The sequence below is a fragment of the Plantactinospora sp. WMMB782 genome, assembly GCF_049179135.1.
In the GTDB taxonomy this organism is placed as follows: domain Bacteria; phylum Actinomycetota; class Actinomycetes; order Mycobacteriales; family Micromonosporaceae; genus Plantactinospora.
In genome coordinates this window covers 3,098,101-3,124,505 of the sequence record NZ_JBMHMC010000007.1, presented here as the reverse complement: position 1 = coordinate 3,124,505, position 26,405 = coordinate 3,098,101, and the positions used below count along the sequence as shown (strand labels likewise).

At 73.3% G+C, this 26,405-nt stretch carries 26 protein-coding genes and 1 pseudogene; 7 read left to right on the top strand and 20 right to left on the bottom strand.

Features of this window, described 5'->3' with window-relative positions:
* Nucleotides 1-87: 87 nt before the first annotated feature.
* From ACN28A_RS16340 to ACN28A_RS16325, 4 genes are all read right to left on the bottom strand, one after another.
* Nucleotides 88-1,518 carry a PQQ-binding-like beta-propeller repeat protein gene (locus tag ACN28A_RS16340; protein ID WP_421396203.1) on the bottom strand — a complete coding sequence of 477 codons (1,431 nt, stop codon included), beginning with the start codon at nt 1,516-1,518 and terminating at the stop codon, nt 88-90.
* A gap of 81 nt (nt 1,519-1,599) precedes the next feature.
* Nucleotides 1,600-1,908, bottom strand: coding sequence for a hypothetical protein (locus tag ACN28A_RS16335; RefSeq protein ID WP_421396201.1), 309 nt, complete (start codon nt 1,906-1,908; stop codon nt 1,600-1,602).
* Entirely contained in the window at nt 1,901-2,440 is a 540-nt protein-coding gene (locus ACN28A_RS16330; RefSeq protein WP_421396199.1) for a Panacea domain-containing protein, read from the bottom strand. The genes ACN28A_RS16335 and ACN28A_RS16330 overlap by 8 nt, the downstream gene beginning before the upstream one ends.
* Nucleotides 2,441-2,582: 142 nt before the next feature.
* On the bottom strand, nt 2,583-3,803 hold the full coding sequence (locus ACN28A_RS16325; protein WP_421396197.1) for an MFS transporter: 1,221 nt from the start codon (nt 3,801-3,803) through the stop codon (nt 2,583-2,585).
* 96 nt (nt 3,804-3,899) lie between these two features.
* Here ACN28A_RS16325 and ACN28A_RS16320 point away from each other — a divergent pair.
* Nucleotides 3,900-4,877, top strand: a pseudogene (locus ACN28A_RS16320) (DUF5937 family protein); the annotation flags it as partial.
* A gap of 125 nt (nt 4,878-5,002) precedes the next feature.
* Here ACN28A_RS16320 and ACN28A_RS16315 read toward each other — a convergent pair.
* Entirely contained in the window at nt 5,003-5,539 is a 537-nt protein-coding gene (locus tag ACN28A_RS16315) for an Lrp/AsnC family transcriptional regulator (RefSeq protein ID WP_421396195.1), read from the bottom strand.
* A 136-nt stretch (nt 5,540-5,675) separates the two neighbouring features.
* On the opposite strand from ACN28A_RS16315, the gene hppD reads away from it, so the two are divergent.
* Genes hppD through hisC form a run of 4 tightly spaced genes read left to right on the top strand, consistent with a single transcriptional unit; the run spans nt 5,676 to nt 9,934 of the window.
* Nucleotides 5,676-6,896: a 4-hydroxyphenylpyruvate dioxygenase gene (hppD, locus tag ACN28A_RS16310; RefSeq protein ID WP_421396194.1), complete on the top strand. Its 1,221-nt coding sequence runs from the start codon at nt 5,676-5,678 to the stop codon at nt 6,894-6,896.
* Nucleotides 6,897-6,928: 32 nt separating this feature from the next.
* Nucleotides 6,929-7,609, top strand: a complete 681-nt coding sequence (locus tag ACN28A_RS16305) for an RDD family protein (RefSeq protein WP_421396193.1) — start codon at nt 6,929-6,931, stop codon at nt 7,607-7,609.
* Between the two features lie 28 nt (nt 7,610-7,637).
* The gene (locus ACN28A_RS16300) at nt 7,638-8,789 is read left to right on the top strand and encodes an RDD family protein (protein WP_421396191.1); all 1,152 of its coding nucleotides are present in this window, start codon (nt 7,638-7,640) and stop codon (nt 8,787-8,789) included.
* The gene (gene hisC / locus ACN28A_RS16295; RefSeq protein ID WP_421396189.1) at nt 8,786-9,934 is read left to right on the top strand and encodes a histidinol-phosphate transaminase; all 1,149 of its coding nucleotides are present in this window, start codon (nt 8,786-8,788) and stop codon (nt 9,932-9,934) included. The genes ACN28A_RS16300 and hisC overlap by 4 nt, the downstream gene beginning before the upstream one ends.
* A gap of 47 nt (nt 9,935-9,981) precedes the next feature.
* Here hisC and ACN28A_RS16290 read toward each other — a convergent pair whose 3' ends face one another.
* From ACN28A_RS16290 to ACN28A_RS16270, 5 genes are all read right to left on the bottom strand, one after another.
* Nucleotides 9,982-11,394 (bottom strand): PQQ-binding-like beta-propeller repeat protein, encoded by a 1,413-nt coding sequence (locus tag ACN28A_RS16290; protein ID WP_421396187.1) that lies wholly within the window; start codon nt 11,392-11,394, stop codon nt 9,982-9,984.
* 61 nt (nt 11,395-11,455) lie between these two features.
* Nucleotides 11,456-12,094, bottom strand: coding sequence for an SRPBCC family protein (locus ACN28A_RS16285; protein WP_421396186.1), 639 nt, complete (start codon nt 12,092-12,094; stop codon nt 11,456-11,458).
* 515 nt (nt 12,095-12,609) lie between these two features.
* Nucleotides 12,610-12,807, bottom strand: a complete 198-nt coding sequence (locus ACN28A_RS16280; RefSeq protein ID WP_421396184.1) for a DUF397 domain-containing protein — start codon at nt 12,805-12,807, stop codon at nt 12,610-12,612.
* Nucleotides 12,808-13,017: 210 nt separating this feature from the next.
* Nucleotides 13,018-14,226 (bottom strand): fumarylacetoacetase, encoded by a 1,209-nt coding sequence (gene fahA / locus ACN28A_RS16275; RefSeq protein ID WP_421396182.1) that lies wholly within the window; start codon nt 14,224-14,226, stop codon nt 13,018-13,020.
* 16 nt (nt 14,227-14,242) lie between these two features.
* The gene (locus ACN28A_RS16270) at nt 14,243-15,100 is read right to left on the bottom strand and encodes a hypothetical protein (RefSeq protein WP_421396180.1); all 858 of its coding nucleotides are present in this window, start codon (nt 15,098-15,100) and stop codon (nt 14,243-14,245) included.
* Nucleotides 15,101-15,212: 112 nt separating this feature from the next.
* On the opposite strand from ACN28A_RS16270, the gene ACN28A_RS16265 reads away from it, so the two are divergent.
* Nucleotides 15,213-16,388, top strand: a complete 1,176-nt coding sequence (locus ACN28A_RS16265; protein ID WP_421396179.1) for a homogentisate 1,2-dioxygenase — start codon at nt 15,213-15,215, stop codon at nt 16,386-16,388.
* 35 nt (nt 16,389-16,423) lie between these two features.
* Here ACN28A_RS16265 and ACN28A_RS16260 read toward each other — a convergent pair whose 3' ends face one another.
* From ACN28A_RS16260 to ACN28A_RS16230, 7 genes are all read right to left on the bottom strand, one after another.
* The gene (locus ACN28A_RS16260) at nt 16,424-17,401 is read right to left on the bottom strand and encodes a hypothetical protein (protein WP_421396178.1); all 978 of its coding nucleotides are present in this window, start codon (nt 17,399-17,401) and stop codon (nt 16,424-16,426) included.
* Between the two features lie 272 nt (nt 17,402-17,673).
* Nucleotides 17,674-18,711, bottom strand: coding sequence for a tetratricopeptide repeat protein (locus ACN28A_RS16255; protein WP_421396176.1), 1,038 nt, complete (start codon nt 18,709-18,711; stop codon nt 17,674-17,676).
* A gap of 229 nt (nt 18,712-18,940) precedes the next feature.
* Complete coding sequence (locus ACN28A_RS16250) at nt 18,941-19,129, bottom strand: DUF397 domain-containing protein (RefSeq protein ID WP_421396175.1); 189 nt, start codon at nt 19,127-19,129, stop codon at nt 18,941-18,943.
* Nucleotides 19,122-19,670 (bottom strand): DUF5753 domain-containing protein, encoded by a 549-nt coding sequence (locus ACN28A_RS16245; protein WP_421396174.1) that lies wholly within the window; start codon nt 19,668-19,670, stop codon nt 19,122-19,124. Before ACN28A_RS16245 ends, ACN28A_RS16250 begins: the two co-directional genes overlap by 8 nt.
* 493 nt (nt 19,671-20,163) lie before the next feature.
* Nucleotides 20,164-20,640 carry a 2-C-methyl-D-erythritol 2,4-cyclodiphosphate synthase gene (ispF, locus tag ACN28A_RS16240; protein WP_421396172.1) on the bottom strand — a complete coding sequence of 159 codons (477 nt, stop codon included), beginning with the start codon at nt 20,638-20,640 and terminating at the stop codon, nt 20,164-20,166.
* Nucleotides 20,641-20,658: 18 nt separating this feature from the next.
* Nucleotides 20,659-21,369 (bottom strand): 2-C-methyl-D-erythritol 4-phosphate cytidylyltransferase, encoded by a 711-nt coding sequence (ispD, locus tag ACN28A_RS16235; protein WP_421396170.1) that lies wholly within the window; start codon nt 21,367-21,369, stop codon nt 20,659-20,661.
* A 66-nt stretch (nt 21,370-21,435) separates the two neighbouring features.
* The gene (locus tag ACN28A_RS16230; RefSeq protein ID WP_007073334.1) at nt 21,436-21,921 is read right to left on the bottom strand and encodes a CarD family transcriptional regulator; all 486 of its coding nucleotides are present in this window, start codon (nt 21,919-21,921) and stop codon (nt 21,436-21,438) included.
* 331 nt (nt 21,922-22,252) lie between these two features.
* Between ACN28A_RS16230 and ACN28A_RS16225 the strand changes: the two genes are divergently transcribed.
* Nucleotides 22,253-23,143, top strand: coding sequence for a hypothetical protein (locus ACN28A_RS16225; protein ID WP_421396169.1), 891 nt, complete (start codon nt 22,253-22,255; stop codon nt 23,141-23,143).
* 17 nt (nt 23,144-23,160) lie between these two features.
* On the opposite strand, the gene ACN28A_RS16220 is transcribed toward ACN28A_RS16225, so the two are convergent.
* The 3 genes from ACN28A_RS16220 to ACN28A_RS16210 all read right to left on the bottom strand — a co-directional run bounded on the left by ACN28A_RS16220 (nt 23,161) and on the right by ACN28A_RS16210 (nt 26,279).
* The gene (locus tag ACN28A_RS16220) at nt 23,161-23,652 is read right to left on the bottom strand and encodes a hypothetical protein (RefSeq protein WP_421396168.1); all 492 of its coding nucleotides are present in this window, start codon (nt 23,650-23,652) and stop codon (nt 23,161-23,163) included.
* Between the two features lie 35 nt (nt 23,653-23,687).
* Nucleotides 23,688-24,818: a type III polyketide synthase gene (locus tag ACN28A_RS16215; protein ID WP_421396167.1), complete on the bottom strand. Its 1,131-nt coding sequence runs from the start codon at nt 24,816-24,818 to the stop codon at nt 23,688-23,690.
* A 291-nt stretch (nt 24,819-25,109) separates the two neighbouring features.
* Complete coding sequence (locus ACN28A_RS16210) at nt 25,110-26,279, bottom strand: acyl-CoA dehydrogenase family protein (protein WP_421396166.1); 1,170 nt, start codon at nt 26,277-26,279, stop codon at nt 25,110-25,112.
* Nucleotides 26,280-26,405: the final 126 nt, after the last annotated feature.

Below are 26,405 nucleotides of genomic sequence, written 5' to 3'. Positions count from 1 at the left end.
CCGCCACAGCCGGCGAGGGCGCCGGTCAACGCCGGCACAGCCGGCGAGGGCGCCGGTCGACGCCGCCACAGCCGGGGAGGGCGCCGGTCAGCCGTCCTTGCCGTTCTCCGGTGGACACTCCGGCTGCTTCGGGCCGCCGCACTCGGTGCCGGACCCCGGTTCCTGGCCGCCCGGCCCGGCGGTCGGCGCCGGGACACCGGTGGAGACCCCGACGAACTGGAGGTACCCGATGTCCCGCCCGTCGCCGATCACCATCCCGGCCGGGCCGACGGCGAGCACCTCGGCCGACGAGCGGACGTTCACCAGTTCCCGGCCGCTGCGCGGGTCGAGCGCGATGATCCGGTCCGGTCGGCGGTCGACGAGTACGGCGGCGTTGCGGGCCAGCGCCGCGCCGCCCTCCGGGTTGACCGGCCGGGTCCACCGGGCCCGGTCGATGGCAAGTTCGCTGCCGATCACCGAGCGCTGGTCGGCGGAGCGGGACAGCGCGTACCTGTCGTCGACGGCGAGCAGCTTCTCGCCTTTCGGGCCGGTCCAGAGCACCCGCCCGTCGTACGCGTCCACCACCGTCTCCCGGGCGTCCGGCCCGACGCCGACGAAGACGTTCTCCCCGCCCTGCGGATCCTCCCGCTGCGCGCACCCGGCACCGTCGGCGGTACGCAGGTTGAGCCCGTCCCGGCGCCACACCTCCTGCCCGGTCGCCGGGTCCCGGGCCACCACCGTGAAGTAGCAGGTGCCGTCGGCGGCGCGCGCCTCGATCCGCAGCATCCGGCCGCCGACCACCACGATCCGGTCCTGCTGGCCCGGCTCCACGTCCTGCATCACCCGGCCGGTGGCGGTGTCCACGATGTGCACCCGGCCGTCGACGGAGAGCCCGATCAGCGGCGGCATCTCCACCGGCCCGCCGGCGTGCTCGTGCACCTGCCGGGTGGTCAACCGCCGGGTGCCGAGCGTGTCGGGGTTGCCCGCCAGCGGCCCGGTCTCCACCCCGGGCAGGAAGGTCGTCCAGATCGGATTGCTGCCCCTGGGGTCCCAGGCGTTCAGGGTGCAGTCCCGGGGCTCCCGGCAGCGCACGTCGACCACCGCGTTGCGGTACGTCCAGACGCCGACCGCCGTGCCGTCCTTGCGGCGTACCGCTCCGGTCTCCGGGTCGAGCAGCTCGTAGCCCTTGCTCAGCAGCTTGCCGACGGCGACCACCGGGTCCCGGTCGCCGCCCGCGACGGCGGCCCAGTCGGCCTTGCGCTCCCACAGCCGCAGGCCGGTGGTGAGGCTGCGGGACTCGACCCGGGTGCGGTAGCGGATCACCACCGTGTTGCCGGCGATGGTGACGCTCTGCGGGGTACCGCCGATCCGCTGCTGCCAGACGACGTCCGGCTCGGAGATCGGCTCGTCCCGGTTGACCCAGTCCCAGACTCCGGGGAAGGGATTCCAGACGTTCGTCGCGGCGAGCACGATCACCGCGACCAGCGCGATGGCCAGGGCGGACATCACGCCCGCGCCCCGGGCGCTCCCCTTCGCCATCCGGCTACCGTAAACGAGAGCGTCCGGCAAGTCCTGCTAGGCGTTATGTCCGTGTCGCGAATTCGGCCACCCGGCCGTGCCTCACACCGGATAGCCGAGGGTCGCGAAATTGTCGCAGACAACACCGTGCTCGGTCTCCTTGATCCAGAAGGAGCAGAGCACCATGGTGAAGGCACCCGGCCGGCCGACCGCCGTCCCCCGGATCCGCACCGACCACAGGTCCGGGAACCCGGGCTCCCGCCTGGCGCCCTCGTAGGGATCCTCCATCCGGGTCAGGATCCACTCCGCGACGACGATCCGAAGCTCCGTCGAGGGGTTGTCGCGGTCGGCCCAGGCGTCGAAGCGAGCCTCGAAGTCGACCAACTGCCACAACCCGCGCCCGTCAGGCACTCCGGTCCAGTTGCGCGCGCATCTGGGCGATCCGGGCGCGCAGCCGCTGCGGATCGTCGGGGCGCGGCTCCGGGTTGCGACGCGCCTCGGCACCCTTGAGGATCGCGCGCACCTCGGCAGCGTCCACCGGGAACTCGTCGTCGTCGTCCACCGCGCCGGCGGTGCTGAAGTACTCCCGGATCCACTCCAGTTCGATCCTGGCCGACTCACTGGGCATCCGGGCGGTGTTGGCGTACTGCCACGGCGTCTCGGAGTGGGTGAGGTGTTCCAGGTCGGTGCCGGTGAGCCTGCCGTACCGGCTGACGACGTAGCCGACGGTGTTGAGTTCCGCGTCGCCGAGTTCCCGCTGGGAGCCGGAAGTGTCCCCGCTGCGCTCGGCCCGCCAGAGGGCGCCGACCACGGGCCCCATGTCCCAGGCCGAGATCGTCTCGTGGAACAGGGGCACGCCGAACGCGGCGAGATGGTGCCCCTGGCAGTAGTAGAGAAGCTTGTGCAGCTTCTTTGTCGACAGGCCGGGCAGCCGGTGCCGCAACGCCGCGGCTACGTCCTAGGCTGACACGGTCATTGCGCCAGCCTACTTTCCCGATCTCCGCCACGGGGGGCGCCACGCATCACCGGTTCATCGTACATGCGTACGAGACCAGCAGGTGCCTGTGACAGGATGGCGGTCCGGGTCAGGGCCGGTCGGCGGGCTCCGGGCGGAGCCAGCGCCACAGCAGCAGGGTGGCGGCCATCGAGGCGATCCCGGCGAGCGCCATCACCCGGCCGGGCGCGAGCCACTCGGCGAGCAGCCCAGCCAGCCCCGCGGTCAGCCCCTGTGCGGTCATCAGCCCGGTGGCCAGCAGCCCGAACGCCTGCCCCCGGCGCTGCTCCGGCACCGCCGCGAGGAACCGCCGGGCCAGCCCCAACTGGAAGGCGAAGCCGAAGGTGGCCAGCCCGATCAGCGCGGCGGCGGCCAGCAGTCCCGGGCCGGCCAGGAAGAACGGCATCGGCGCGCCGAGCAGCAGCGCCAGCCACGGGGCCAGCCGCTCCCGCCGGGCCGGCCCGACCCAGCGCCCCAGCACCAGGTCGCCGACCAGCATCCCGGAGGCGGAGGCCGCGAAGAGCACTCCGGCGCTCGCCCCCGGGCCGAGCCCGTCGGCGTACGGCACGATCACGCCCTCGGCGCCGACCAGCAGTGCTCCGGGCAGCCACTGCACCAGCAGCAGTCCGCGTACCCGCCGGTCGCGCAGGAGCAGCCCGTTGACCCGCCAGGTCTGCCGGACCACCCCGGCGGCGACCGCCGTGCGGCGCGGTCGCTCCACCACCCCGTACCGGACCAGCAGGGCGGAGAGCGCGCAGGTGACGGCGGTCAGCCAGAGCGCGCCGTACGGGCCGACCAGGCCGAGCAGCAGGCCGCCGAGGGCGAACCCGAGCACCTGGGTGGCGCCCGCCGCGACGGTGAAGAGCGAGCGCCCGAGCACGTAGCCGTCCCCGGTCAGCAGCTCCGGCAGCAGCGCGTTGCGGGCGGCGGTGCTCACCGGGGCCAGCAGCCCGACCGCGAAGACCAGCCCGAGCATCCCGGCCGGCGGCAGCACCCCGATCGCGAGGACCGCGACGGCGGCCAGTCGCAGCAGGTCGTAGCCGACCATCAGGGCGCGGGGCCGCCACCGGTCGGCGAGGGCGAGCAGCAGTACGCCGCCGATCGCGTGCGGCAGGAAGCCGACCACGTACGCCAGCGCGGCGAGCAGGGGTGAGCCGGTCCGCTCGTAGAGGAGTACGGCCAGGGCGAGCATCTTCACCGTCTCGCCGACCATGAAGACGCCGAAGCTGGCGAAGACCGCCCGGAACTCGGACACCGCCAGCACGCTGCGGAAGGTCGCCGGCCGCTCGGTCGGACTCGTCGTCGCGCTCATCCGGCCAGCGTGCGGGAACGTGGTGCACGGCACTATTGTTTCGGGCAGGAGCGAAAGGTGCCGGTGACCGGCGGAAGCAGGAGTCGGGCGGTGACCATCCGGATCGAGGTGACCCCGGCGGACGTGGCGGCCAGCCGGTTCGCCGTCTCGCCGCTCGGCGAGGCGATGTCGGCGCTGCGACTCTGCGCCGGTCAGCACCGGTCGGCCGCGCTGGACCCCTGGCTGGTCCGGGCCCGGGACCGCTACCTGCGGCTGCGGCGGGACCGGCCGGCCGTCGGGGCGCTGCTCTCGCTGCTTCGCCGGGACGGCTACAACGCGGACTTCATCCAGCCGCCGCCGGCCGCGGTCGGGCTGAGCTTCGCCGACGAGCTGGCCGCGGTCCGGGCGACCCCGCTCGACCAGGCCCGCGACGAGCTGGCCCGCAACCTGGCCGGGCACCGCACCCCACCGGCGTACGCCCGGCGGGTCTTCGAGGCACCGGACGTCGTCGACCAGATCGCCGACGCGATCGAGGCGGCCTGGACGGTACTCGTCGCCCCGGACTGGCCACGGCTGCGGGCGCTGCTGGAACGGGACCTGCTGCGCCGGGCCGGGCAGCTCGCCACCTACGGCTGGGCGGCGGCCCTGCACGACCTCGATCCCCGACTGCGCTGGACGTCGGACGGTGCGGACGGGGTGATCGAGGTCGACTGCGCCGACCGGGGCACCCGGCGGCCGGCCGGCCGGGGACTGCTCTTCGTGCCCACCGCCTTCGGTCCGCTGATCAGTTACACCGAGCCGCCCTGGCCGTACGCGATCGTCTATCCCGCCCGGGGCATCGCGGACCTGCTCGGCCCGCCCCCGCCGGGCCGCTCCCCGGACGCGGTGGACCGGCTGGTCGGCGCCTCCCGGGCCGCGGTCTTGCGGGCGCTTGCCGTCCCCGCCACTACCAGCCAGCTCGTCGCCCAGCTCGGCAGCGGGCTGGGCAGCGTCGGCGGGCACCTGGCGGTACTCCGGGACGCCGGGCTGGTCCGCCGGACCCGGCTCGGCCGGACGGTCCGCTACGAACGCACCGCGCTCGGCGACGCGCTCGCCGCCGACGCGTCGCCGACCCCACCGGCTCAGCCGGCTCAGCCGGCTCAGCCGGCCCCGCCGGTCCCGTCGGCTCAGCCGGTCCCGTCGGCTCAGCCGGTCCCGTCGGCTCAGCCGGTCCCGTCGGCTCAGCCGGCCCGGCCAGCCGCGCCGGTCCCGTCGGCCGGGTCGTCGCCGGAGCCGTCCACGGCCGAGCGGAGCAGCGGCAACACCCGGTAGGGGATCTTCTCCGCCAGCGCGATGATGCTCGACGCCCGGGCGATCTGCTCGTGCGAGACGATCTGGTCGAGCACCCGTTGCAGGTCGGCGTTGGACCGGGCGACGATCCGGCAGAGCACGTCGCCGGAGCCGGTGATGGTGTGCGCCTCCAGCACCTCCGGGATGCCGCGCAGGTGGGTGCTCACCGGGTCGTGGCCGGGACGCTGGTGGATCTCCAGGGTGACGAAGGAGGTCACCGCGAAGCCGAGCGCGGCCGGGTCGAGCTGCGGCCCGAGCCCGGCGATCACGCCCCGGGCGAGCAGCTTGTCCAGCCGGGCCTGCACGGTGCCCCGGGCCACCCGGAGCCGCCGGGAGCACTCCAGGACCCCGATCCGTGGTTCGGCGGCGAGCAGGTCGATCAGGCGGACATCGAGCTGGTCGAGCTGAACATCTTGCACAGTACTCACGACCGACAACCATACTAAATGCACAACCTGCCCAGCATTTTGCGGGTCGGTTGCCCAGTCGACGCCCGAGGCGGGATGCTCCCGGAAAGACCGGCCGGGCCGTCGGCCGGTCGCGGCACCCCAGGGAGGCAGGACGATGACCAGCGCACTCCACCAGCCGTCCACCGTCGGCTCGGCTCTGGACCTCGACGTCGACGTCGACCGGCTCGTCGGGGCCGTCGCGCACGACGACGCCCGCGACCCCTTCCCGGTGCAGGGCATCGACCACATCCGGTTCATGGTCGGCAACGCGAAGCAGACCGCGCACTACTACTCGACCGCCTTCGGGATGACCCGGGTGGCCTACCGGGGGCCGGAGCAGGGCTACCGGGAGCACGCCGAGTACGTACTCACCAGCGGCTCGGCCCGGTTCGTCTTCACCGGCGCGGTCCGCCCCGACGCCCCGGACGCCGACCACGTGGCCCGGCACGGCGACGGCGTACTCGACATCGCGCTGGCGGTGCCGGACGTGGACGCGGCGTACGCGCACGCGATCGCCCAGGGCGCCACCGGCCTGACCGAGCCGTACGACGTCACCGACTCGCACGGCACGATCCGGATGGCCACCATCGCCGCGTACGGCGACACCCGGCACTCACTCGTCGACCGGTCCCGCTACCAGGGCCCGTTCCTGCCCGGCTTCGTCGCGCAGGGCCCGATCGTCGACCGGCAGCCGATGATCGACGCTGGTGTGCAGCCGAAGCGGTTCTTCCAGGCCGTCGACCACGTGGTCGGCAACGTCGAACTCGGCCGGATGGACGAGTGGGTGGAGTTCTACCGCCGGGTGATGGGCTTCACCAACATGGCCGAGTTCATCGGCGACGACATCGCCACCGACTATTCCGCGCTGATGTCGAAGGTGGTGGCGAACGGCACCCGCAAGGTCAAGTTCCCGCTGAACGAGCCGGCGGTGGCCAGCCGCAAGTCGCAGATCGACGAGTACCTGGAGTTCTACGGCGGCCCGGGTGCGCAGCACATCGCGCTGGCCACCAACGACATCCTGGCCAGCGTCGACGCGATGCGGGCGGCCGGCGTCGAGTTCCTGGACACCCCGGACTCCTACTACGACGACCCGGAGCTGCGGGCCCGGATCGGCAAGGTGCGCGCCCCGATCGAGGAGCTGAAGGCCCGGAAGATCCTGGTCGACCGGGACGAGGACGGCTATCTGTTGCAGATCTTCACCAAGCCGGTGCAGGACCGCCCGACGGTCTTCTTCGAGCTGATCGAGCGGCACGGCTCGCTCGGTTTCGGCAAGGGCAACTTCAAGGCGCTCTTCGAGGCCATCGAGCGGGAACAAGAGGCGCGCGGAAACCTGTAACACTGTCCTGCGTGAGCCAGCAGCCTCCCTCCATGCCCACGCCACCCGGCCACGGCCCGCCGCCGCCGCCGGGATACGGCCCGCCGCCCGGTTACGGACCGCCGCCGGGATACGGACCGCCCGGGTACGTCCCGGCGCAGTACGCGCCGGGCCGGCCCGGCGGTCCGGCGCCCGGATACCCGGTGGCGCCGCCGCCGGTCAGCCCGTCCGGCCAGCCGCTCGCCTCGTTCGTCGACCGGCTGCTGGCGTACCTGATCGACGGGGCGATCCTCGGCGGCACGATCATGCTGATCGCCATCCCGGCGTTCTTCGTCTTCTTCGCCACGGTGGGCGCGGACTTCTTCACCGTTCCCAACCCGGAGGTCGGCACGGTCGAGGTGAACCCGTTCGAGTTCCTGGTGCCGCTGCTGCTGCTGGAGGCCGGCCTGCTCGTGGTCGCGCTCGCCCTGCAGTACGTCTACGTCGTGGAGCTGCCGAAGCGGACCGGGCAGACCGTCGGCAAGCGGGTGCTGAAGATCAAGATCATTCCGCTGGATCCGGCCGCCACCATCGGGCGGGGTCAGCTCGCCCGGCGCTACCTGGTCCAGGCGGCCGGCAGCCTGGTTCCCGGGCTGACCTACCTCGACGGACTCTGGCAACTCTGGGACAAGCCGTACCAGCAGTGCCTCCACGACAAGTTCGCCCGGACCGTGGTGGTTAAGGTTCCAGCGTGAACGTCAGGACTTCACCAAGGTCGGCCCGGTGACGGTACAGCCGGGCTGGTACGCCGACCCCGCCGAGCCGACCACCCAGCGGTACTGGGACGGCGAGGGCTGGGTCGGCGCGGCCCTGCCCGTCGACGCCACCCCGCCGCCCGGCCCGCCGCCCGAGGAACCCGAGGAACCCGAGCCGCCCGCCGCACCCGCCAGCAGCGGTGCCGGGGCACCCGGTTCCCCCGCACCGGGTTCCCCCGCCGCGCCCGGCACACCGGCGACGCCACCGCCCGGGGCGCCCGGCGGACCGGCCGCACCCTGGGGCGGACCGCCGTGGGGCGGGCCACCGGTCAGCGCACCGCCACCGGGCGGTACGCCACCGGTCAGCGGGGCGCCGCCGGGCGGACCGCCAGCGTCCGGGCCACCCGCCTCCGGACCACCCGCACCCGGGCCACCGGTCCCGCCCGGCTGGCCCGGCGGGCCGGTGCCACCCGGCTGGCCCGGCGCCGGGCCGGCGGGGCAGCCGTACCCGCCGGGGATGCCGTACGGGCAGCCGCCGCCAGGCTGGCCGCAGCCGTACTGGGCCGCGCCGCCGCCCCGGCCGCACGGGATGGAACTGGCGCCGCTCGGTGCCCGGGTGCTCGCCCGGCTGATCGACATCAGCCTGGTGCTGCTGCTCAACGTGGTGGTGAACGGCTGGTTCGTCTGGCGTTTCGTCGACGAGGTCGGGCCGGTCGTCCGGGAGATCTTCCGGCGTGCTTTTGCCGGCGAGTCCACCACCGAGAACCTCCCGCAGGCCAGCGCCCAGGCCGACGGCCTACAGGTGGTGATCCTGCTGATCGCCGTCGCGCTCTGGTTCGCCTACGAGGTGCCGTCGGTCGCCAACACCGGGCAGACCTTCGGCAAGCGGGTGATGCGGATCAAGGTCGTACCGCTGGCCGAGACCGAGCAGTTGGGCTTCGGCCGCTCGTTCCGCCGGTGGAACCTGCTCGGCCTGCCGGTCTTCCTCTGGAGCTGCTGCGGCATCGGCTTCCTGATCCAGCTCGTCGACTGCGCGCTCGCCTTCTTCGACCGGCCGCTGCGGCAGTCCCTGCACGACAAGCGGGGGCAGACCGTGGTGGTCCGGCTGCCCGCCCCGGCCGCCTCCCCGGCCGAGTCCACCGACATCCCGAACGACCGCTCCGGAGGCCCGACGTCATGACCGGTCCGACAAGTCCCGCCCCCGGCGCCGAGCGGCGGCCCGGGACGCCCCGGCTGACCCGCGCCGACCTCGACGCGCTGCCGAACTACGTGCCCGGACGCAGCCCGGCGGACCTGGCCCGGGAGCTGGGCCTGCCGGAGGCGATCAAGCTGGCCAGCAACGAGGTGCCGTACGGGCCGCTGCCCGGGGTGGTGGAGGCGGTCGCCGAGGCGGTCGCCGGGGTGCACCGCTACCCGGACATGGGCGTACTGGCACTGCGGGCGGCGCTCGCCCAGCGGCACGGCGTGGACCCGGACCGGATCGCCACCGGCTGCGGGTCGGTGGCGCTGGCCGAGCACCTGGTCCGGGCGACCTGCCTGCCGGGGGACGAGGTCGTCTATTCGTGGCGCTCCTTCGAGGCGTACCCGATCATCGCGGCGACCAGCGGCGCGACGAGCGTGCGGGTGCGCAACGACGCCGGCCACGGGCACGACCTCGCGGCGATGGCGGCGGCGGTGACCGACCGGACCCGGCTGATCCTGGTCTGCAACCCGAACAACCCGACCGGGACCAGCCTGCGCCGCGCCGAGCTGGACCGGTTCCTCGCGGCGGTGCCGGACGACGTGCTTGTGGTGCTCGACGAGGCGTACCGGGAGTTCGTCACCGACCCCGAGGTGCCGGACGGGCTGGCGGTCTACGGCGACCGGCCGAACGTCGTGGTGCTGCGCACCTTCTCGAAGGCGTGGGGGCTGGCCGGGCTGCGGATCGGTTTCCTGGTCGGGTCGCCGGAGGTGGCGGCGGCGGTCCGCAAGGTGGTCACCCCGTTCTCCACCAGCCTGGCCGCCCAGGCGGGGGCGCTGGCCGCGCTCGACCAGGCCGACGAGGTGCGGCGGCGCTGCGCGCTTGTGGTCGCCGAGCGGGAGCGGGTCACCGAGGCGCTGCGCAAGCGGCTGCCGGCCGGCGCGAACGTTCCGGAGAGCCAGTCGAACTTCGTCTGGTTGCCGCTCGGCGAGCAGTCGGTGCCGTTCGGGCAGGCGTGCGAGGCGCGCGGAATCATCGTCCGCCCCTTCGCCGGCGAGGGCGTACGCGTCACCATCGGCACCCCGGCGGAGAACGACGCCTTCCTGGCCGTGGCGGAGTCCGCCGCGGGCCTGCTACCCCGCTGACGCCGGAGCCCCCGCCGGGTGCGCCGGGTGCAGGGTGCTCGACGTGCTCAGGTGCCGGCCAGGATGACCGGCTGGGCGGCCAGGTAGTAGCGGTCGTCCCCGGCGGCCGGGTTCACCGGCTCGGCGAGCCGCTCCACGGCGACGAACCCGCCGGCCGCGTACGCGAACCCGGGCGCCCAGGTGGTCGAGTCCCGCCCGTAGGTGAACGGAAACCGCGACCGTTCCGCCCCGGTCGCCGCGTCCAGGGTGACCAGGTCCCCTCCGGCGGTACGCAGGTGCACCCGACCCGGCTGGGCGGCGACCAGCCGGACCGGCCCGCCCGCCGGCCCGCCCGCCGGCCCGTCCTGTTCGGGTTCGGCCGGGGCCTCCGGGCCCGCCGTGTCCGACCAGCGCCACAGGTCGGCGCCGGTCCGTGCCGAGCGGGCCACCAGCCCGGTCCCGCCCACCGTCACCGCGACCTGGTCGACGAGTACCGCCTCGGGTGCGTCCAGCGCCGGTGCCGGTACCGGGCGGGTGCCGTCGAGCAGCCAGCCCCGGGTCACGCCTCCGGCGACCGTCCGCAGCGCCCGGCAGCCGGATCGACCGGTCAGGCAGCCGACCGGGCTCAGCTGGACCGGCTGGCCCGAGCCCGCCGGCCGCCACCGACCGGCCAGGGCGCCGCTGGACACGTCGTGGAACACGACCTCGTCCGACCCGGCACAGCTGTCGGGTACGGCGAAGAACCCGTCGGCGGTGGTGAGTCCGTCACCCACCCCGGCGGCGGCCTCCGCGGCGGCCGCCCCGTCGGCCGAGCCTTCACCGGAGCCGTCGTCACCGTCACCGTCACCGTCACCGTCGCCGCCGGAGCAGTCGGGACCGGGGGCGAGCCGCCACAGTTCCCGGCCGGTGTCGAGGTCGAGCCCGCGCCGGTCGGCGGCCCCGCCGACGACCAGCACGGGTCGGCCGGTCGCGGTGCGGGCGGTGTGCAGGCCGGTCGGGGCGTAGACGGTGCCGGCCCCGGTACGCCGGCCGAGATAGCCGTGTCCGGGCTCCGGCCCGGTGGCCCGCCAGCGCACGGTGCCGGTACGGGCGTCGAGCGCCACCAGCCTGCCGTCCGACCAGCGGGTCAGCACGGTGGCGCCGTCGGCCACCACCCCCGCCAGTTGCGCGGGCCAGCGCCGGTACGACCAGTACGGCGTGCGTCGGGTCGGCGCGTCGACCGGCAGGTCGGCCCGGATCGTCCGGGTGCTGGCGTAGACCCGGAGCCGGTCGTCGACGATCAGCGGTGCGGCGTTCAGGGTGCCGACGACGCCGGGTTGGACGGCCGGCGGTGCCGGATAGCCGGCCCGCGCCGGGGTGATCACCTCGGCCGGCGCCAGCACCCGGTAGACGATCACCGCGGAGCCGACGACCAGCAGCAGCGTCACCGCGACGGCCATCGCCGTCCGCGGCCAGTTCCGCGCGCCGTTCGGCGTTGCCATGCCCGGACACCTCCGCCGGAACCCTATCGCCCCGCCGGCCGCCCGGGTCCGGGCAGGTAGCTCAGGCGGCGGCCGCCCGGTCGCCCTGACCTGGGCCGCCGGCCGTCGCGGTCGCGGCCAGGTCGGCCAGGTCCCGGCGCAGCGCGCCCTCACCGGCCCGCGCGGCGAGCCCGCCCAGCACCACCGCCAGCAACCGGCCGTACCGGCCGGTCGGCACACCCTCGTGGGTGACGGTCACGACGGTCCGCCCCCGGCCGGGCCCGTGCGCCGGCACCGGAGCGAAGGTGTACGTCGTCAGGTAGTCCACGCCGTCGCCGGACGAACTGACCACGAGTCGCCGGGGCGCTGACGCCTCCCGCACGGCGAACTGCTCGACCACCACGCTGCCGTCCGGCCCGGTGCGGCTCTCCCGCCAGACGGTCCCGACCCCGAGCCCGGCCCGCCGTCCCTGACCGTGCTCACCCGCTCCCTGACCGCGCTCACCCGGCCGTTGGACGTGCTCGCCCGGCTGTTGAAAGTGCTCGCCCGGCTGTTGAAAGTGCTCGCCCGGCCGTTGGAGGTGCTCGCCCGGGCCTTCGGCAAGGACCTCGACCTGCTCGACCTGGCAGAGCCAACCGGGCCGACCGGGCAGGTCGGTGAAGACCCGCCACAGCTCGTCAGCGGGTGCCTCGATCAATCGGCTGAACGCCACCGTCGACATCGGCTCCTCCCCCGACCACCACGGTACGACGTGCCTCGGACACGGCACAGCCCGGAGCGGCACAGAGTGATCAGAATGTGACAGCGCGACAGGCGGTAGGGCAGAAGAGCCGACGGCGTACGGTGGTTGGCGGGCCGGACAATGTCTGCGCGCGAGACTGTCGAGCTGCCCCGTCCGTGCGCCCAGCCACAACCTCGGCCAGGCGGGGCCGCCCAATTGAGCGTGGCCCCCCGACTGAACGTGGCCTTCCGACCGCACGTGGCCGCCCGACAAGGCGTGGCCGCCCGACAAGGCGTGGCCGTAGCGGACGCGGCCGCCTGGTGTCCCGTTCGTGCACCCAGCTCGACAGCGTGCGAATCAGCTGTCCCCGCCCCGGCGCCCATCCCGTTCCACGCCGTCGGCCCGGAGCGCCGAGCCGGAAAGCCAAGGGCCGGAAAAGCCAAGGGCCGGAAGACGCGGGCGGGGGTCCCCGTGACCGCGCGGTTCCGGCAGTGCTCGGAACCGCGCGGTTTCGATCATGCTCCGAACGCACCCGTCCTGGTCGCGGTCACGAACGCCGCCCAACTGGCGGGCTCGAACTCGAGCACCGGAGCCGGGTCCTTCGAGTCACGTACGCCGACCACCCCGGGCTGGTTGTCGGCGACCTCGATGCAGAGCCCCTGGTCGTTGGACCGGCTGCTCTTCCGCCACAGAGCAACTTCCGCGTTGAACATTTTGTACCCCTTCAAGGTGAACCACACTTGATGACGGGTTTGTGCCCGTCCGGGTAAGTCCAACGCACGATGACCGATCCTGTTACGCGAAAAGTATCCTGTCGGCCAGCTCGGTCCAGGTGTCGCACACGCCGTCCGGCCGCGCGGAGCCGGCGCGTACCGGGCGGCTACGGCCGGCCGGCGGCGTCAGGCGCTCCGGGCAAGGCGGCGTCAGGCGCTCCGGGCCGGCGCGATGGTGCCGACGACCTCGCCGAGGGCGACCGTCGTGCCGTCCGGTCCCGGTGCGGTGGCGCCGATGACGACCGTGTCGCCGTCGTCCAGGAAGGTCCGGGTCGAGCCGTCGGAGAGCTTCACGGGCTCGGCCCCGCCCCAGGTCAGCTCCAGGAACGACCCGACCTCCGCACGCCGCGGCCCGGAGACCGTCCCGGAGGCGTAGAGATCACCGGTACGCAGCGCGGCGCCGTTCACCGTCAGGTGCGCGAGCTGCTGGGCCGGGGTCCAGTACATCCCGGCGAACGGCGGCTCGCTGACCCGGGTGCCGTTCCAGTCCACCGTCAGCCGCAGGTCCAGCCCCAGGTGCGGTACGTCCCGCAGGTAGTCCAGCACCGCCGGGTCGTGCTGCGCCGGTGCCGGCACCCAGGCGTCGGCCAGTGCCTCCAGCGGCACCACCCAGGGCGAGACCGAGGTGCAGAACGACTTGCCGAGGAACGGCCCGAGCGGCTGGTACTCCCACGCCTGGATGTCCCGGGCCGACCAGTCGTTGACGAGTACCACCCCGAAGACGTGCGCGGCGAAGTCGTCCACCCCGACCCGCTCGCCGAGCGGCGACGGTACGCCGACCACGAAGCCCACCTCGGCCTCGATGTCCAGCCGGGTCGACGGCCCGTACACCGGCCCGTCCGGGGTGCTGCGCTGGCCGCTCGGGCGGACCACCGGGGTACCGGAGACCACCACCGTGCCGGTCCGGCCGTGGTAGCCGACCGGCAGGTGCCGCCAGTTCGGCAGCAGCGCCGCCCCGCCGGGCCGGAAGATCTGCCCCACGTTCGTCGCGTGGTGTTCCGAGGAGTAGAAGTCGACGTAGTCGGCGACCTCGAACGGCATGACCAGCTCGACCCGGTCGAGCGGCACGAGCAGCGGGGTCACCGCCGCCCGGTGCTCCTCTCCGGTCAGCAGTTGCACGATCCGGGTGCGCACCGTCGTCCACTGTGCCCGGCCGAGCGCCAGGAACGCGTTCAGGGTGGGCTGTCGCAGCGCCCCTCCGGCGAGTACCAGTCCGGCCGCCTCGGCGCCGTGAAGGTCGAGGACGAAGTTCCCGATCCGTACGCCGATCCGGGGCGGCTGCCCCGCCGACCGGAAGACCCCGTACGGCAGGTTGTGCACCCCGTACGCCGATCCTGCCGCCTCCGCCAGCCAGGTCACGCGTCTCCTCCAACCGTCACGGCTCGAAGCCTCCGTTCACCAGCCCCAGTCGGACCAGGTCGATCAGGGGCTCCATCACGCTGCACGAGCCGAAGCCGATCCAGAGTGGACGCCGCTCGTCACGCCGGGCGCGGGCCGCCTCGACCAGCGGCAGCGGGTCGGTCGCGGCAAGTGTCTCGGCCACCTCGGCAACCTCGGCGCCGGCGCAGGCGGCGGCGGTGCCGGCCAGGATGTTCACGAAGCCGTGGTGGGTGAAGCCGGTCTCCGGATCGATGTGCCGGATCGCGTGGTGCAGCCCGGCGGTGAGCTTGAACGGGAGTTCCCGGTCCCGGCAGGCGCCGATCACGGCGGCCAGCTCGACCGGGGTGGGGAAGAGTTCGGCGGCGAGCCCACCGGTGCGGAACTTGGCGCAGATCCGCTTGCCGGCGGCCCGTTCGTCGGCCAGTCGGTCGAGGGCGCCGAGCAGGCCCCAGGTGAGCGGGATCTCGGCGTACACGTCGGCGTCGTCGAGGTGGGCCGGGAGGCCGGCGAGCGCGGCGAGTCCGGGCAGCGGGTCCTCGCCCCGCTTGGCCACCGCCGCCTCGACCTGCCGGATCCGGATCCGCGGGTCGGTGCGGTCGCGCAGCGGGTACAGCTCCGGCACGGGTACGTCGCCGATCACGCCGACGTCGATCCGCTCGTCGGCGGCGAGCAGCGCCGGCAGGTCGGGCAGGGCCGACGCGGGCAGCAGCAGCGGGCCGACCAGCGGGGCGTACCAGGCGCCCCGGTGCCGGCGGTGTGCCGCGACCGCCTCGGGCAGGCTGGCACTGCCGGGCGGGAAGACGGCGGCGTCGTCGACCAGCCCGGCGAAGAGCCGGGGCAGCTGCGTTGACACGAACAGAGAACTTACGGGACGCTACGACTAGCGGACAACACTGTCCGATTATCGGACACTCTCGGCCGGTGACTGGGACAAAGCCGGTGACTGGGACAAAAGGGAGGCGATCATGCCGTACTACCGCAGCGTCGGCGAGGTTCCCCGGAAGCGGCACACCCAGTTCCGGCAGCCCGACGGCAGTCTCTACGCCGAGGAGCTGATGGGGCAGGAGGGCTTCTCCTCCGACTCGTCACTGCTCTACCACCGCTACCTGCCGACCGCGATCGTCGCGGCCGAGGAGTTCACCCCGCCGGCCTGGCAGCGGGTGCCGAACCTGCCGCTCAAGCCCCGCCACCTGCGTACCCACAAGCTCGACGGCGGCGCCGGCACCGACGCGATCCTCGGCCGGACGCACCTGCTGGCCAACGACGACGTCCGGATCTCCTACGTCGTCGCCGACCAGCCCTCTCCGCTCTACCGCAACGCCGTCGGCGACGAGTGCCTCTACGTCGAGTCCGGTGCCGCCCGGATCGAGTCCAGCTTCGGGGTGCTCGGGGTGACCGCCGGCGACTACGTGGTCATCCCCACCTCGGTGGTGCACCGGATCGTGCCGGTCGCCCCGGTGCCGCTGCGGATGCTCGCCATCGAGGCGACCGGGCACATCGGCCCACCCAAGCGCTACCTCTCGGTGCGCGGCCAGTTCCTCGAACACTCCCCCTACTGCGAACGGGACGTACGCGGCCCGGAGGCGCCGCTGCTGGTCGAGGAGACCGACGTCGAGGTGTACGTCCAGCACCGGCGCGGCTGGACCCGGCACGTCTACGCCAACCACCCGTTCGACGTGGTCGGCTGGGACGGCCACCTCTACCCGTGGGCGTTCTCGATCCACGACTTCGAACCGATCACCGGCCGGATCCACCAGCCCCCACCGGTGCACCAGACCTTCCAGGGTCCGAACTTCGTGATCTGCTCCTTCGTGCCCCGCAAGGTCGACTACCACCCGCTGGCCGTCCCGGTGCCGTACAACCACCACAACGTCGACTCCGACGAGATGCTCTTCTACACCGGCGGCAACTACGAGGCGCGGCGCGGCTCCGGGATCGAACAGGGGTCGATCTCGCTGCACCCGGCCGGCTTCACCCACGGCCCGCAGCCCGGCGCCCCGGAGCGGGCGATCGGAGCGGAGAGCTTCGACGAGCTGGCCGTGATGGTGGACACCTTCCGGCCACTCGACCTCTGCGGCCCGGCACTGTCCTGCGAGGACACCGGCTACGCCTGGACCTGGGCGCGCCGTACCACCGGCTGACCGGGTACACCGGCTGACCGTACCCCGACGGCCCGTCACCGGGCCGCTTCGAGCAGGGGCCGCAGCCTCCGCTCGAAGGCCGCCTCGTCGATGCCCCTGGCCAGCTTCCGGTTGTAGTTCATCCGGAACGGACAGTTGTCCTCGCCACGCTGTCTTCCGGGAACGGTGAACTCGCTGACCTTCCGGCCGCTGCGGGCCTCCCGCACCGTGACGTGGTAGACGCTCTCGAACAGGTCGAAGGTGAACGGACTGCCGCCAGCCAACAGAAGGTCTTCACTCGCATAGTTGCAGGTGACGTCCTGGCGCGAGTCCCGGGTCGCCGTGACGTGCACGCAGACGAGGAGCTGGACCTGGTCGAGGTTCCGCTGGGAGGTACCCGGCGCATATCGAGGTTCCCAGTCCCTGGGCAGCTGGACCTCGGCATACTCCATGGCCTTCTCGTCGGCGTACCTGACCAGCATCATCAGGTGTGGGCCCCGGCCGGTGAAGGGGCGGGAGGTGAGGTTGTAGACGTAGAGCTTCGGCGAGCGACACGGGTCGGGGGTGTCGACACTGCGGGTCTGCGTCGGCCCGGACGGTGCCGGAAGGGGCGGGAGCCGCCCGGCGGGCGGGCCGCCGGGCCGATCCGGCGGCCAGGTGCACGGCCCGGTCATCCGGACGGTGAACTGGTCGCTGCCCCGAGCCATCTCCATGAGCAACTCGGTGCCGTCCTCGTGGACGGCGGTGATCTCCTTGACGTCGGCGGGCGTGCCGACCCGCCACCGCCACTCGTATTCGGCAAATTTGTCGCGGAGAATCCAGGTCGCCACGTCGTCGAGGTACTTCTCGGCCTTGTCCCCAGCCGACACCGTCAGCTCGGCTCGCGGCCGGAGACCCCAGGTCGGCCCGCCCTCGGGCAGCTCCGCACACCCCACACTCCGGGAGTGGCTCGGCGGGGTGGCCCGCGCCGCCGGTTCCAGGGCTCCGTCCACCGCCCGGGACAGGTGTTCGGTGAGCCGCTGCTCGAACTCCACGGTGCTCACCTCGGGCGCCGGCGGCTCCGGTCCGCTCTCGCTGCTGGTGCAACCCGTGAGCAGCAACGCTCCGCACGCCGCCACACCGATCCGGCGACACCACGGCTGCGACCGCTGCCGAACTGTCCACTGCCGAGCCATCGCATCTCCGATCGTCCGGTCGGCGCGGGGCGAGCCGCGAAGAAACAGGATGATCTGTCCCGGACTCTACCTGTTCGATCCCGTCGTCCGGAACGGCCGATGCCGTCAGTCCCGTTCAGCGGCCGATGCCGTCAGTCGCGGTCGGGTGACCAGCCGAAGAGCACCGCCAGCTCGGTCGCGGCGGTCGTGGCGATCGCCAGCACCAGCGGCCACGGGCTGCCCAGGATCGCGTAGAGCATGATCAGGCACGGCCCGGCGATCACGGCGTAGACAGCCAGCGCCAGCAGCCGGTCGGCGCGGATCAGCTCCGGCAGCCGTCCCCGCCCCAGGTTCGGCACCCGCCGGAGGAACCGCCAGACCAGGAAACCGCCGGTCACCGCCGCCAGCCCGGCCCAGAGCCGGGACGACACCGGGTTCGCCGCCGCCAGGCAGGCCACCAGGATCGACACCACGATCGTGTAGCCGGCGCCGTACATCAGCAGTTGACGCAGCCCGCCGCTGATCGCCCGGGCGCCGTCGCCGCTCGTCGGTTCCAGCACCGCCGCGTCGGCGAGGTGTTCCAGTGCTTCGGAGTAGCGCCGCTGCTCCAGCCGGATCACTCCGATGTTGTGCTGGGCCGCCGCCAGCTCCGGGTCCAGCCGCAGCGCCTCCCGGTACGCCCGCTCGGCCAGCTCGAACTTCTGCATCCTGGCCGCCACCAGGCCGAGTACCAGGTGCGCCTGCGGCTCCTCCGGCGCCAGCTCGACCCCGCGCCAGGCCGCGTTGAGGGCCTGCTGCCCGTTGCGCGACTCGCCCAGGATCGCCGCCGCGCTGCGCTGGGCGTACGCGTCGTCCGGGCCGAGCGCAAGGATCCGGTCGGCGGCCGCCGCCGCCTCCTTGAACCGGCGCAGGTCGGCCAGGGCGTGTCCCCGGATCACCAGCGGGTGGATCGACTCCGGAGCGACGGCCATCGCCGAGTCGGCGGCGGTGAGCGCCTCCTCCGGCTTGTCACCGGCAAGTTTGACCATCGCGAGCATGACCAGCGCAGGCACGTTCGACGGGTCGAGCGCGATCGCGAACCCGACTTCGGCGGCGGCTTCGTCGTACCGGCCGAGTTCGGCGAGCAGTTCGGCGCGCTGGACGTACCCTTCGGCGGAGGCGGAGTGGTCGGAGTCGGCGTCGCTGGACACGGGTCCGAGCGTATCGGGCGCTGTCTCGCCGGATCGTCGCGCCCGACCCGCCGAACACCCACTCCCCGGGCAGGTGGCGGGCGGCAACCGGCCAGTTATCCGGCGACCCGCCGAATGCCCACTCCCCATGCCGGCGGATGCGCGGTACCGTAGACGGGACCAAGCCTGGCGCTCCCCCCGTGGTGTCAGGCTTGGTCCCTAACTTTCCTCGGCGCGCTCGCTGACTTCCTCAGCGGGCGGCGCGAAGGTCCCGGACGAAGCCGCGCCAGGTCGCCGGGGCGGATGCCAGCACCGGCCCGGACCGGTCCTTGCCGTCCCGCACCAGGACCCGGCCCGGAAGGTTGTCCGCCACCTCGACGCAGTCACCCTGGTTGGCACTGCTGCGGCTGCTCGTGTGCCAGTTCGGTTGCTCAGCCATGCTCCTCGACCGCCTTCCCGATCAGGTCCCTCGACTGGTCGACCGGAAGTGCGAGCCCGGTCACGACGTCCCAGGCCAACTCCAACTTGGTCAGATCCTCCGGGTCGGTCGCGACCTCGCCGCGCAACTGGCTGTCCAGGTAGCCGACCCGGCCGCCGCCGGCGAGCGTCGCCAGCACGAACGGGCCGGAGAGTCCGATGTGCAGCCCGGCGGCGAGCGGCACCACCCGGACCTGCACCCGGCTGTGCGCGGTGGCGCCGAGCAGGTGTTCGAGCTGCTCCCTCAGCACGTCCGGCGGGCCGCAGCGCAGCGCGAACTCACCGAGGATCGCGGTGAGCATCGGCGGGTCCGGCCGGTCCACCGTGGCCGCCCGCCGGGCCCGGCGGTCCTGGACGGTCCACTCGACCGCCTCGTCGGGCAGCCGGGCGCCGCGCAGCACCGCCCGCGTGTAAGCCTCGGTCTGGAGCAGCCCGGGGATCAGGTTCGGTTGAAATGTCCGCAGCAGCACGGCGCGCTTCTCGTTCTCCCGCCAGGGCCGCATCCAGAGCGCCTGCGCGTCCTCCCGGGCCGCATCCGCCGCTCGCCGGACCTCGTCGCCGGTGCCGAAGAACCCGTCGAGCTAACCAGCCCCGCCCGATGCCGGGCAGGGGTATGCGGTCAGATCTTGACGATTTATTGCAGTTGTGACGACTACAAATAATCAAGATCCGCTTGCATGACAAGCAAGCGGCAGGGCGGTCGAACTAGTTCGGGGACGTCAGGGTCATACCCTTCTCGACCACTACGCTGTTGCCAGCGGAGCGTACGAAGCGGAGCCGACCCGCCGCTGCCGCGCAGCTCGGCGAGCTTGGCGTCGAGGTCCCTGTCGGACCGCGGTGTCATCGGCGCACTTCCCGACTCGCAGGCCGCCGCTGTCACGGGCAGCAGCAAGGCGGCCAGCATCGTCCTTCTGCGCATTCCGAAAGCTACAACAGGCGTCGGCCTGCCGTGACCCGTCAGTGCCGTGACCCTGTCAAGTGCCGAAACCGTCTGGCTCAGGGCCGCCTGTGTACCAGTGCGACCGCGATCCCGGCCAGCCCCTCGCCCCGGCCGGTCAGCCCGAGTCCATCGGTGGTGGTGCCGGAGACGGTGACCGGGGCGCCGACCGCCGCCGTCAGTGCCTGCTGGGCCTCGTCGCGGCGGGGACCGATCTTCGGGCGTACCCCGATGACCTGGATCGAGACGTTGCCGATCTCGAAGCCGGCGGCCCGGACCCGGCGGGCGGTCTCGGCCAGCAGGATGACCCCGGCGGCGCCGGCCCATTCCGGCTCGGCCACCCCGAAGTTGCTGCCCAGGTCGCCGAGGCCGGCGGCGGAGAGCAGTGCGTCGCAGGCGGCGTGCGCGGCGACGTCGCCGTCGGAGTGCCCGGCCAGCCCGTCCACGCCGGGCCAGTGCAGCCCGGCGACCCAGCAGGCCCGGCCGGGTTCGAAACCGTGCACGTCGGTACCGACACCGACCAGCGGAAGGATCACGTGCGAAAGCGTAGGCGATCAGTGGTGCCCGGCGAGCGGCACGGCGCCGAGCAGGTATTCGGCCAGGGCCAGGTCGAACGGGCGGGTGATCTTCAGCGCGTACTCCGAGCCGGGGACGCAGGTGACGGGTACCCCCTGCTTCTCGACCAGGCCCGCGTCGTCGGTGAGCGGGTCGACGGCGGCGGCGTGCGCGGCGGCCAGCACCGACCGCCGGAAGCCCTGCGGGGTCTGCACGGCCCGCAGCGCAGACCGGTCCACGGTGCCGAGCACCAGGCCGGCGGCCGAGACCTCCTTGACCGTGTCGACCACCGGCAGCACCGGGACCACCGCCTCCGCGCCGCCGCGGACCGCCTCGGCGACCGACTCGACCAGGGCGGCCGGGGTGAGCGCGCGGGCCGCGTCGTGCACCAGGACGATCTCCGGGCCGGCCGGCACCGCGGCCAGCGCGGCGGCCACCGACTCCTGCCGGCTGGCGCCGCCGGTCACCACGGTCAGCTCGGCGACCGGGGCGAGCAGCTCGCGGACCGCGTCGGCGTCGCCCGGCGGCGCGGCCACCACGACGGTGTGCACCGAGGGCGCGGCGGCGATCCGCCGCACGGCGTGCACCAGCAGTGGTTCGCCGCCGATCCGACGGAGCGCCTTGGGGCCGCCCGGCCCGAGCCGGACGCCGGCACCCGCCGCAGGAACGAGGACCGCGACGTCACCGCGCGGATTGAGCTGCGCGGTCACGTCGCGGTCCTCGGTCTTCTTTCGGGGTACGTCGCAGGCACTGACGAAACGTGCCGGCGTGTGGGGCTATGCCTCGGTGAGCACCTTGTCGAGCAGGGTTTCCGCTTCGTCCTTGGTGCTCTTTTCGGCGAGTGCGACCTCACCGACGAGGATGTCGCGGGCCTTGGCGAGCATTCGCTTCTCACCCGCCGACAGGCCCCGCTCCCGCTCGCGGCGCCAGAGGTCGCGGACAACCTCCGCCACCTTGAGGGGGTTACCGGAGGCCAGCTTCTCCAGATTTGCCTTGTAACGCCGCGACCAGTTGGTCGGCTCCTCGGTGTGCGGGGCACGGAGGACATCGAAGACCTTGCCCAGGCCCTCTTCGCCGACCACTTCGCGCACACCCACGATCTCGGCATTCTCCGCGGGCACCCGGACCGTCAGATCACCCTGAGCGACCCTGAGGACGAGGTACTGCTTCGGCTCGCCCTTGATGACCCGAGTCTCGATTGCCTCGATGAGTGCGGCCCCGTGGTGGGGGTAAACAACGGTCTCGCCGACACTGAAAACCATAGGTTCGAAACCCCTTTCGCTGTGTCTAGGGTAACACGCTCAGGCACCGATGTCCCACCGCAGTCCTGACCGTTAGCGCAGCTCAGAGGCCCTGTGAGAGGTCTTTCTTCAGCTTGACAAGGCAGTGATCCGTGGATTTCGGCACGCTGCGTGACAAACGGATCACCGGCCGACAAGGCGGATCGGAAAAATCGGATGTAGGGCGTTGCGGCTCTCCCAGCATACTTCTTCGACGCACGGCACCGCCGCCCACTAGCGGTACGACCCCTGGTGGGGGAGGCTGGAGCGGAGCCCGATTCACGCCTGCGGTGGGCCGGCCAGGGGGTGCGCCATGAGCACGTCGGCGGACGGTGACGGCCGACCGGACAACGGCCCGTTCGACGGCGTGCCCGACCTGCCCGCCGAATGGGGGCGGATCGTCATCCCCGACGACCCCGCCGAGCTGGCCGCCGAATCCGCGCAGGTCCGCCGCGAGCTGCGGCTGCGGGCCCGCCGGGACGGCTGGCGCCGGCGCCTGGGCCTGCGCACCGACACCAACGGCCCCGCCCCGCTCCGACTCTGCCTGATGATCATGGCGGTCGCCGTGCTGACCACCCTGGCCAGCCTCTTCGCCATCACCTGGCCCAACCCGCAGCGACCGGTCGGCACCGGCCGCAGCACCCCGGGCACCCCCGGCGGCAGCACCGGCAGCTCCGGCACCCCGGGCAACACAGGCGACGCCGGCACCCCTGGCTTCGCCGGTAACGGCGACACCGGCTCCGGCAGCCCTGGTAGCTCGGGCGGCCCGACCAGCCTGGGCGGCCCGACCGCGCCGGCCGGGCTGTCCCTGCCCGCGCTCGACCTGATGGGCGAGGACGGCCGGCTCGTGCCGCTACGCGGGCTGCTCCCCGCCGTGATCATCCTGATCGACGGCTGTGCCTGCGAGCAGCACCTCGACGCCGCCGTCCGGGCCGTACCACCCGGCGTGGGCGTGCTGGCGGTCAGCACCCGCCGTACCGTGCCGGGCGTGCGTACCGTGCCGGCGCCCGGCGGCGGGATGCCGCGCTTCCTCACCGACCCCACCGCCGAGCTGCGGACCGCACTGCGGCTGCCCGCCCCGAACGGCAGGCCCTCCGCCGTACTCGCCGACAGGTCCGGGCAGGTCCGCCGGGCCGTACCCGAACTCGGCTCGGCGGGCGACTACCAGGCCGACCTGCCCCGCCTGGTCACCACCACCCGCTGACCCGGCCAGCCGCACAGTCAGGGCAGGGCCACCATCTGGAGGGCGACCTCCACGTGCCGGTGGTTGAGCCGTCGGGCCCCGATCGAGAGTTCGTCCCCGGCCGCGACGAGCTGCACGCTGCCGAACGGCCCAGGGCAGCTCACCGAGTCCGACCAGCTCCGGGTCACCCCGCGCAACAAACGGATGTGCAGCTCACCGGGGCTCAGACAGACGTACTGGAGCAGGTAGCGGCCACCCGGACGGGTGTCGATCGACCAGATGACGAAGCGGCGCTGGTTCAGCGTCGCCGTCTCCCGCCAGATCGTGTCCGGAAAGCGCGGCAGGCTCTGCCCGGCCACGCTCGCACTCCGCTCGCCGGCCAGGTCCGCCGCGCCGGCCCCGGGCGCCCGTTCCGGCACGTCGACCCCGGTCTGCCCCGGCCGGGCCGGCTCCGGCGCCGACCGGACCGACCACCAACCACCGATCCCGACCAGCAGCACCGCCGCCATCGTCAACACCAACCTGCGCACCGGTCGCCTCCTCCCGCCGGTCCGGCGGAGATCTCCTAGGAGTCATCCCGGCCGGCCTGGTGGGCCAGCCGCGTGCGGTCCGCCCGTGCCGCCCCGGGCTGCCGGTCCAGCAGTGCGGCGTAGAGGGTCAACCCGGGTCCGAACGCGAGCATCACCACGGTACGGGGTGCCGGGGCGGACCGCCTGAGTCGTTCCAGGATGAGCAGAGAAGTGGGCGACGAACAGTTGCCGTACTCGTCGAGTACCGCCCGGGAGGCCGCCATCGCCGCGGGCGGCAGGCCCAGTTCCGCCTCCACCACGTTGAGGATGCGCGGCCCGCCGGGGTGCACCGCCCAGCCGTCCACGTCGCCGATCCGCCGGCCGTGCCGGGCCAGCAGGTCGGTGACCAGGTCACGCACGTGTGCCGCCAGCACCTGTGGCACCTTCGGGGACAGTCCCATCCGGAAGCCGGTGTCGGTCAGCTCCCAGGTCATGTGGTCGGCCGTGGAGGTGTCGGTGACGGCGGTGACCTCGCGGACGGCGTACCCGGAACGGTCGCCCGGGGCGACCACCACGGCGACGGCGGCGTCCGAGAAGAGCGCGTGCGAGATGATCTGCTGGGTGTCCATCCGGGCCGTCGACGGCTGGATGTGCAGGCTGGTCAGCTCGGCGCAGAGCAGCAGCGCCGGGCGGCCCCGGGCGGTGACGAAGTCGTTCGCGGCGGCCAGCCCCGGCAGCGCCGCGTAGCAGCCCATGTGCCCGACGAACATCCGCTGGGTGTCGGCGGCCATCCCCAGGTCCCGGGCCAGCAGGATGTCCAGCCCCGGCGTGGCGTACCCGGTGCAGGAGCAGACCACGAAGAGGCCGATCTCGCTGGCCGACAGGCCGGCGTCGGTGAGCGCCCGACCGACCGCCTCCTTGCCCAGCGGCAGCGCCTCGATCTGGTAGCGGCGCATCCGGCGCTCGGTCGGCCAGTCCGAGACGTCCTCCAGCAGCGGGTTCACCGCCGCCTGCCGGTGCCGAACCCCGGAGTTGGCGAAGATCCGCTCGGCGAGCGCCCGGGTGGTCCCGGAGAAGTGCCCGGCGAAGAAGCCCGCCCACAACTCCTGCTGGCTCGCCGTCGGCGGCAGTGCCATGCCCATCCCGACGATCACCCCGGAGCCGTCCTGCCCGCTACCGCTGCCCATGCCGTCCTCCGATCGCGACACCGCACACCCCTGCGCGCCCCACCGCCCACCGAGCCCAACCCCCGAGCGTGACCTCGGGACTCGCGCCGGGAGGGACACGTCCGATCGCGGTACGGCCCGGCCCGGCCGGTGGCGGTCGGGCAGCCGGCTCGCGTACCACCCTGGTACCCAGTGAACCTCCTTCAATCCGGATCGGACGGCAGCCACGTTCCGCACTCGCCCTCCGGACCGGACGGCAGCCACGTTCCGCGCTCCGGCCCGGCAGGCCGACGGATCCGGTCACCGGACGCCTCACCACCGGGGGGTCGCGGCGTCCCGGTCCGGGTCGCCGCCGAGCGCCGCGATGCCGAGCCAGTCCGCGCAGACGTCGGAGGTGGCCGGGTGCAGCGAGCCGCATCGGGCGTCCCGGTAGAGGCGTTCCAGCGGATGCCCGCGCCGGGTCACCGAGGTGCCGGCCGCCTCCACCATCGAGGCCGCCACCTCGGCGGCGGTCGTCCCGGCCAGCAGCTTCGCCCGCCACACCCAACGGTTCGTCTCGACGTCACCCGGCGCCTCGTCGACCCGGCGGGCCGCCTCGCCGACCGCGAGCTGGGCGGCGGCGGTGGCCGCGTCCGCCCGGCCGACCCGGGCGCGTACCGCCGGCAGGCCGTCCAGCCCACGTGCGGTCAAATGCTCCACGGCGGCGTCGATCGCCGCCCTGGCCACCCCGACGTAGACGGCCGCGTAACTGGCCACCAGCCAGTGCGGCATCAGCTGGGCGACCACCAGGGCCAGCCCCTCCACCCCGCCGAGGAGCCGGTCGGCCGGCACCGTCACGTCCAGGTGCAGGTCGTGCGAGGCGGTGGCCCGCATCCCGAGCGAATCCCAGGTCGGCTCGACGTGCAGCCCGTCCGGACCGGCCGGGACCAGGAACTGCGACACCACCGACTGGTCGGCGACGCTGCGGGCGGCCACCAGGTAGGCGTCGGCGTGTCCGGCACCGGAGCAGAAGGTCTTGGCCCCCTTGATGTGGTAGCCGCCGTCGACCGGCTCGTACGTCGTGGTCAGCTTCGACAACCGCGAGCCGGCCCCGCGTTCGGACATCGCCACCGCGTACCAGGCGCCGGCCGCCGCCTCGGCGAGCAGCCGGTCCCGGGCCGCCAGCGCCTCGTCGGGTACGCCGAGCGCCTCGGCCAGCTCCTCGGTCAGCGCGCCGAGCGCGCCGGTGACCGAGGCGTGCATGTTGAACACCAGTGCGGTCGCGCCGTTGCCCCGGGCCAGCTCGGTGGCGACGGCGGCGTACCCGGCGAAGCTGGCACCCAGTCCGCCGAGCTTCGGCGGGACCATCAGGCCGAACAGTCCGGCCGAACGCAGGTCGGCGAAGTCGTGCACCGGAAAGCTGCCGTCCCGGTCGTGTTCGGCCGCCCGGGCGGCGAAGCGTGGCGCCACCCGGCGCGCCGCTGCGAGCGCCTCCGCCGTCATCCGTCTCCCTTCCGCACCGGCCCGGCGGCCGGCGCTGCCGACCGTGGTTATCCCTGTCTGGTGCCCCACCCCTGGTAGAGCACCGCCGCCGACCAGGTCGGCACGATCCGTGGCGCGTCCACGCCA

Excerpts from the sequence above, each read along its gene's own strand:
- ACN28A_RS16280 (WP_421396184.1), bottom strand. The coding sequence starts at position 12,807 with ATGTTCAACGCGGAAGTTGCTCTGTGGCGGAAGAGCAGCCGGTCCAAC.
- ACN28A_RS16245 (WP_421396174.1), bottom strand. The coding sequence starts at position 19,670 with ATGCGGCCCTGGCGGGAGAACGAGAAGCGCGCCGTGCTGCTGCGGACA.
- ACN28A_RS16250 (WP_421396175.1), bottom strand. The coding sequence starts at position 19,129 with ATGGCTGAGCAACCGAACTGGCACACGAGCAGCCGCAGCAGTGCCAAC.
- ACN28A_RS16340 (WP_421396203.1), bottom strand. The coding sequence starts at position 1,518 with ATGGCGAAGGGGAGCGCCCGGGGCGCGGGCGTGATGTCCGCCCTGGCC.
- hppD (WP_421396194.1), top strand. The coding sequence starts at position 5,676 with ATGACCAGCGCACTCCACCAGCCGTCCACCGTCGGCTCGGCTCTGGAC.
- ACN28A_RS16225 (WP_421396169.1), top strand. The coding sequence starts at position 22,253 with ATGAGCACGTCGGCGGACGGTGACGGCCGACCGGACAACGGCCCGTTC.
- ACN28A_RS16290 (WP_421396187.1), bottom strand. The coding sequence starts at position 11,394 with ATGGCAACGCCGAACGGCGCGCGGAACTGGCCGCGGACGGCGATGGCC.
- ACN28A_RS16210 (WP_421396166.1), bottom strand. The coding sequence starts at position 26,279 with ATGACGGCGGAGGCGCTCGCAGCGGCGCGCCGGGTGGCGCCACGCTTC.
- ACN28A_RS16215 (WP_421396167.1), bottom strand. The coding sequence starts at position 24,818 with ATGGGCAGCGGTAGCGGGCAGGACGGCTCCGGGGTGATCGTCGGGATG.
- ACN28A_RS16230 (WP_007073334.1), bottom strand. The coding sequence starts at position 21,921 with ATGGTTTTCAGTGTCGGCGAGACCGTTGTTTACCCCCACCACGGGGCC.
- ACN28A_RS16285 (WP_421396186.1), bottom strand. The coding sequence starts at position 12,094 with ATGTCGACGGTGGCGTTCAGCCGATTGATCGAGGCACCCGCTGACGAG.
- ACN28A_RS16265 (WP_421396179.1), top strand. The coding sequence starts at position 15,213 with ATGCCGTACTACCGCAGCGTCGGCGAGGTTCCCCGGAAGCGGCACACC.
- ACN28A_RS16325 (WP_421396197.1), bottom strand. The coding sequence starts at position 3,803 with ATGAGCGCGACGACGAGTCCGACCGAGCGGCCGGCGACCTTCCGCAGC.
- ACN28A_RS16305 (WP_421396193.1), top strand. The coding sequence starts at position 6,929 with ATGCCCACGCCACCCGGCCACGGCCCGCCGCCGCCGCCGGGATACGGC.
- hisC (WP_421396189.1), top strand. The coding sequence starts at position 8,786 with ATGACCGGTCCGACAAGTCCCGCCCCCGGCGCCGAGCGGCGGCCCGGG.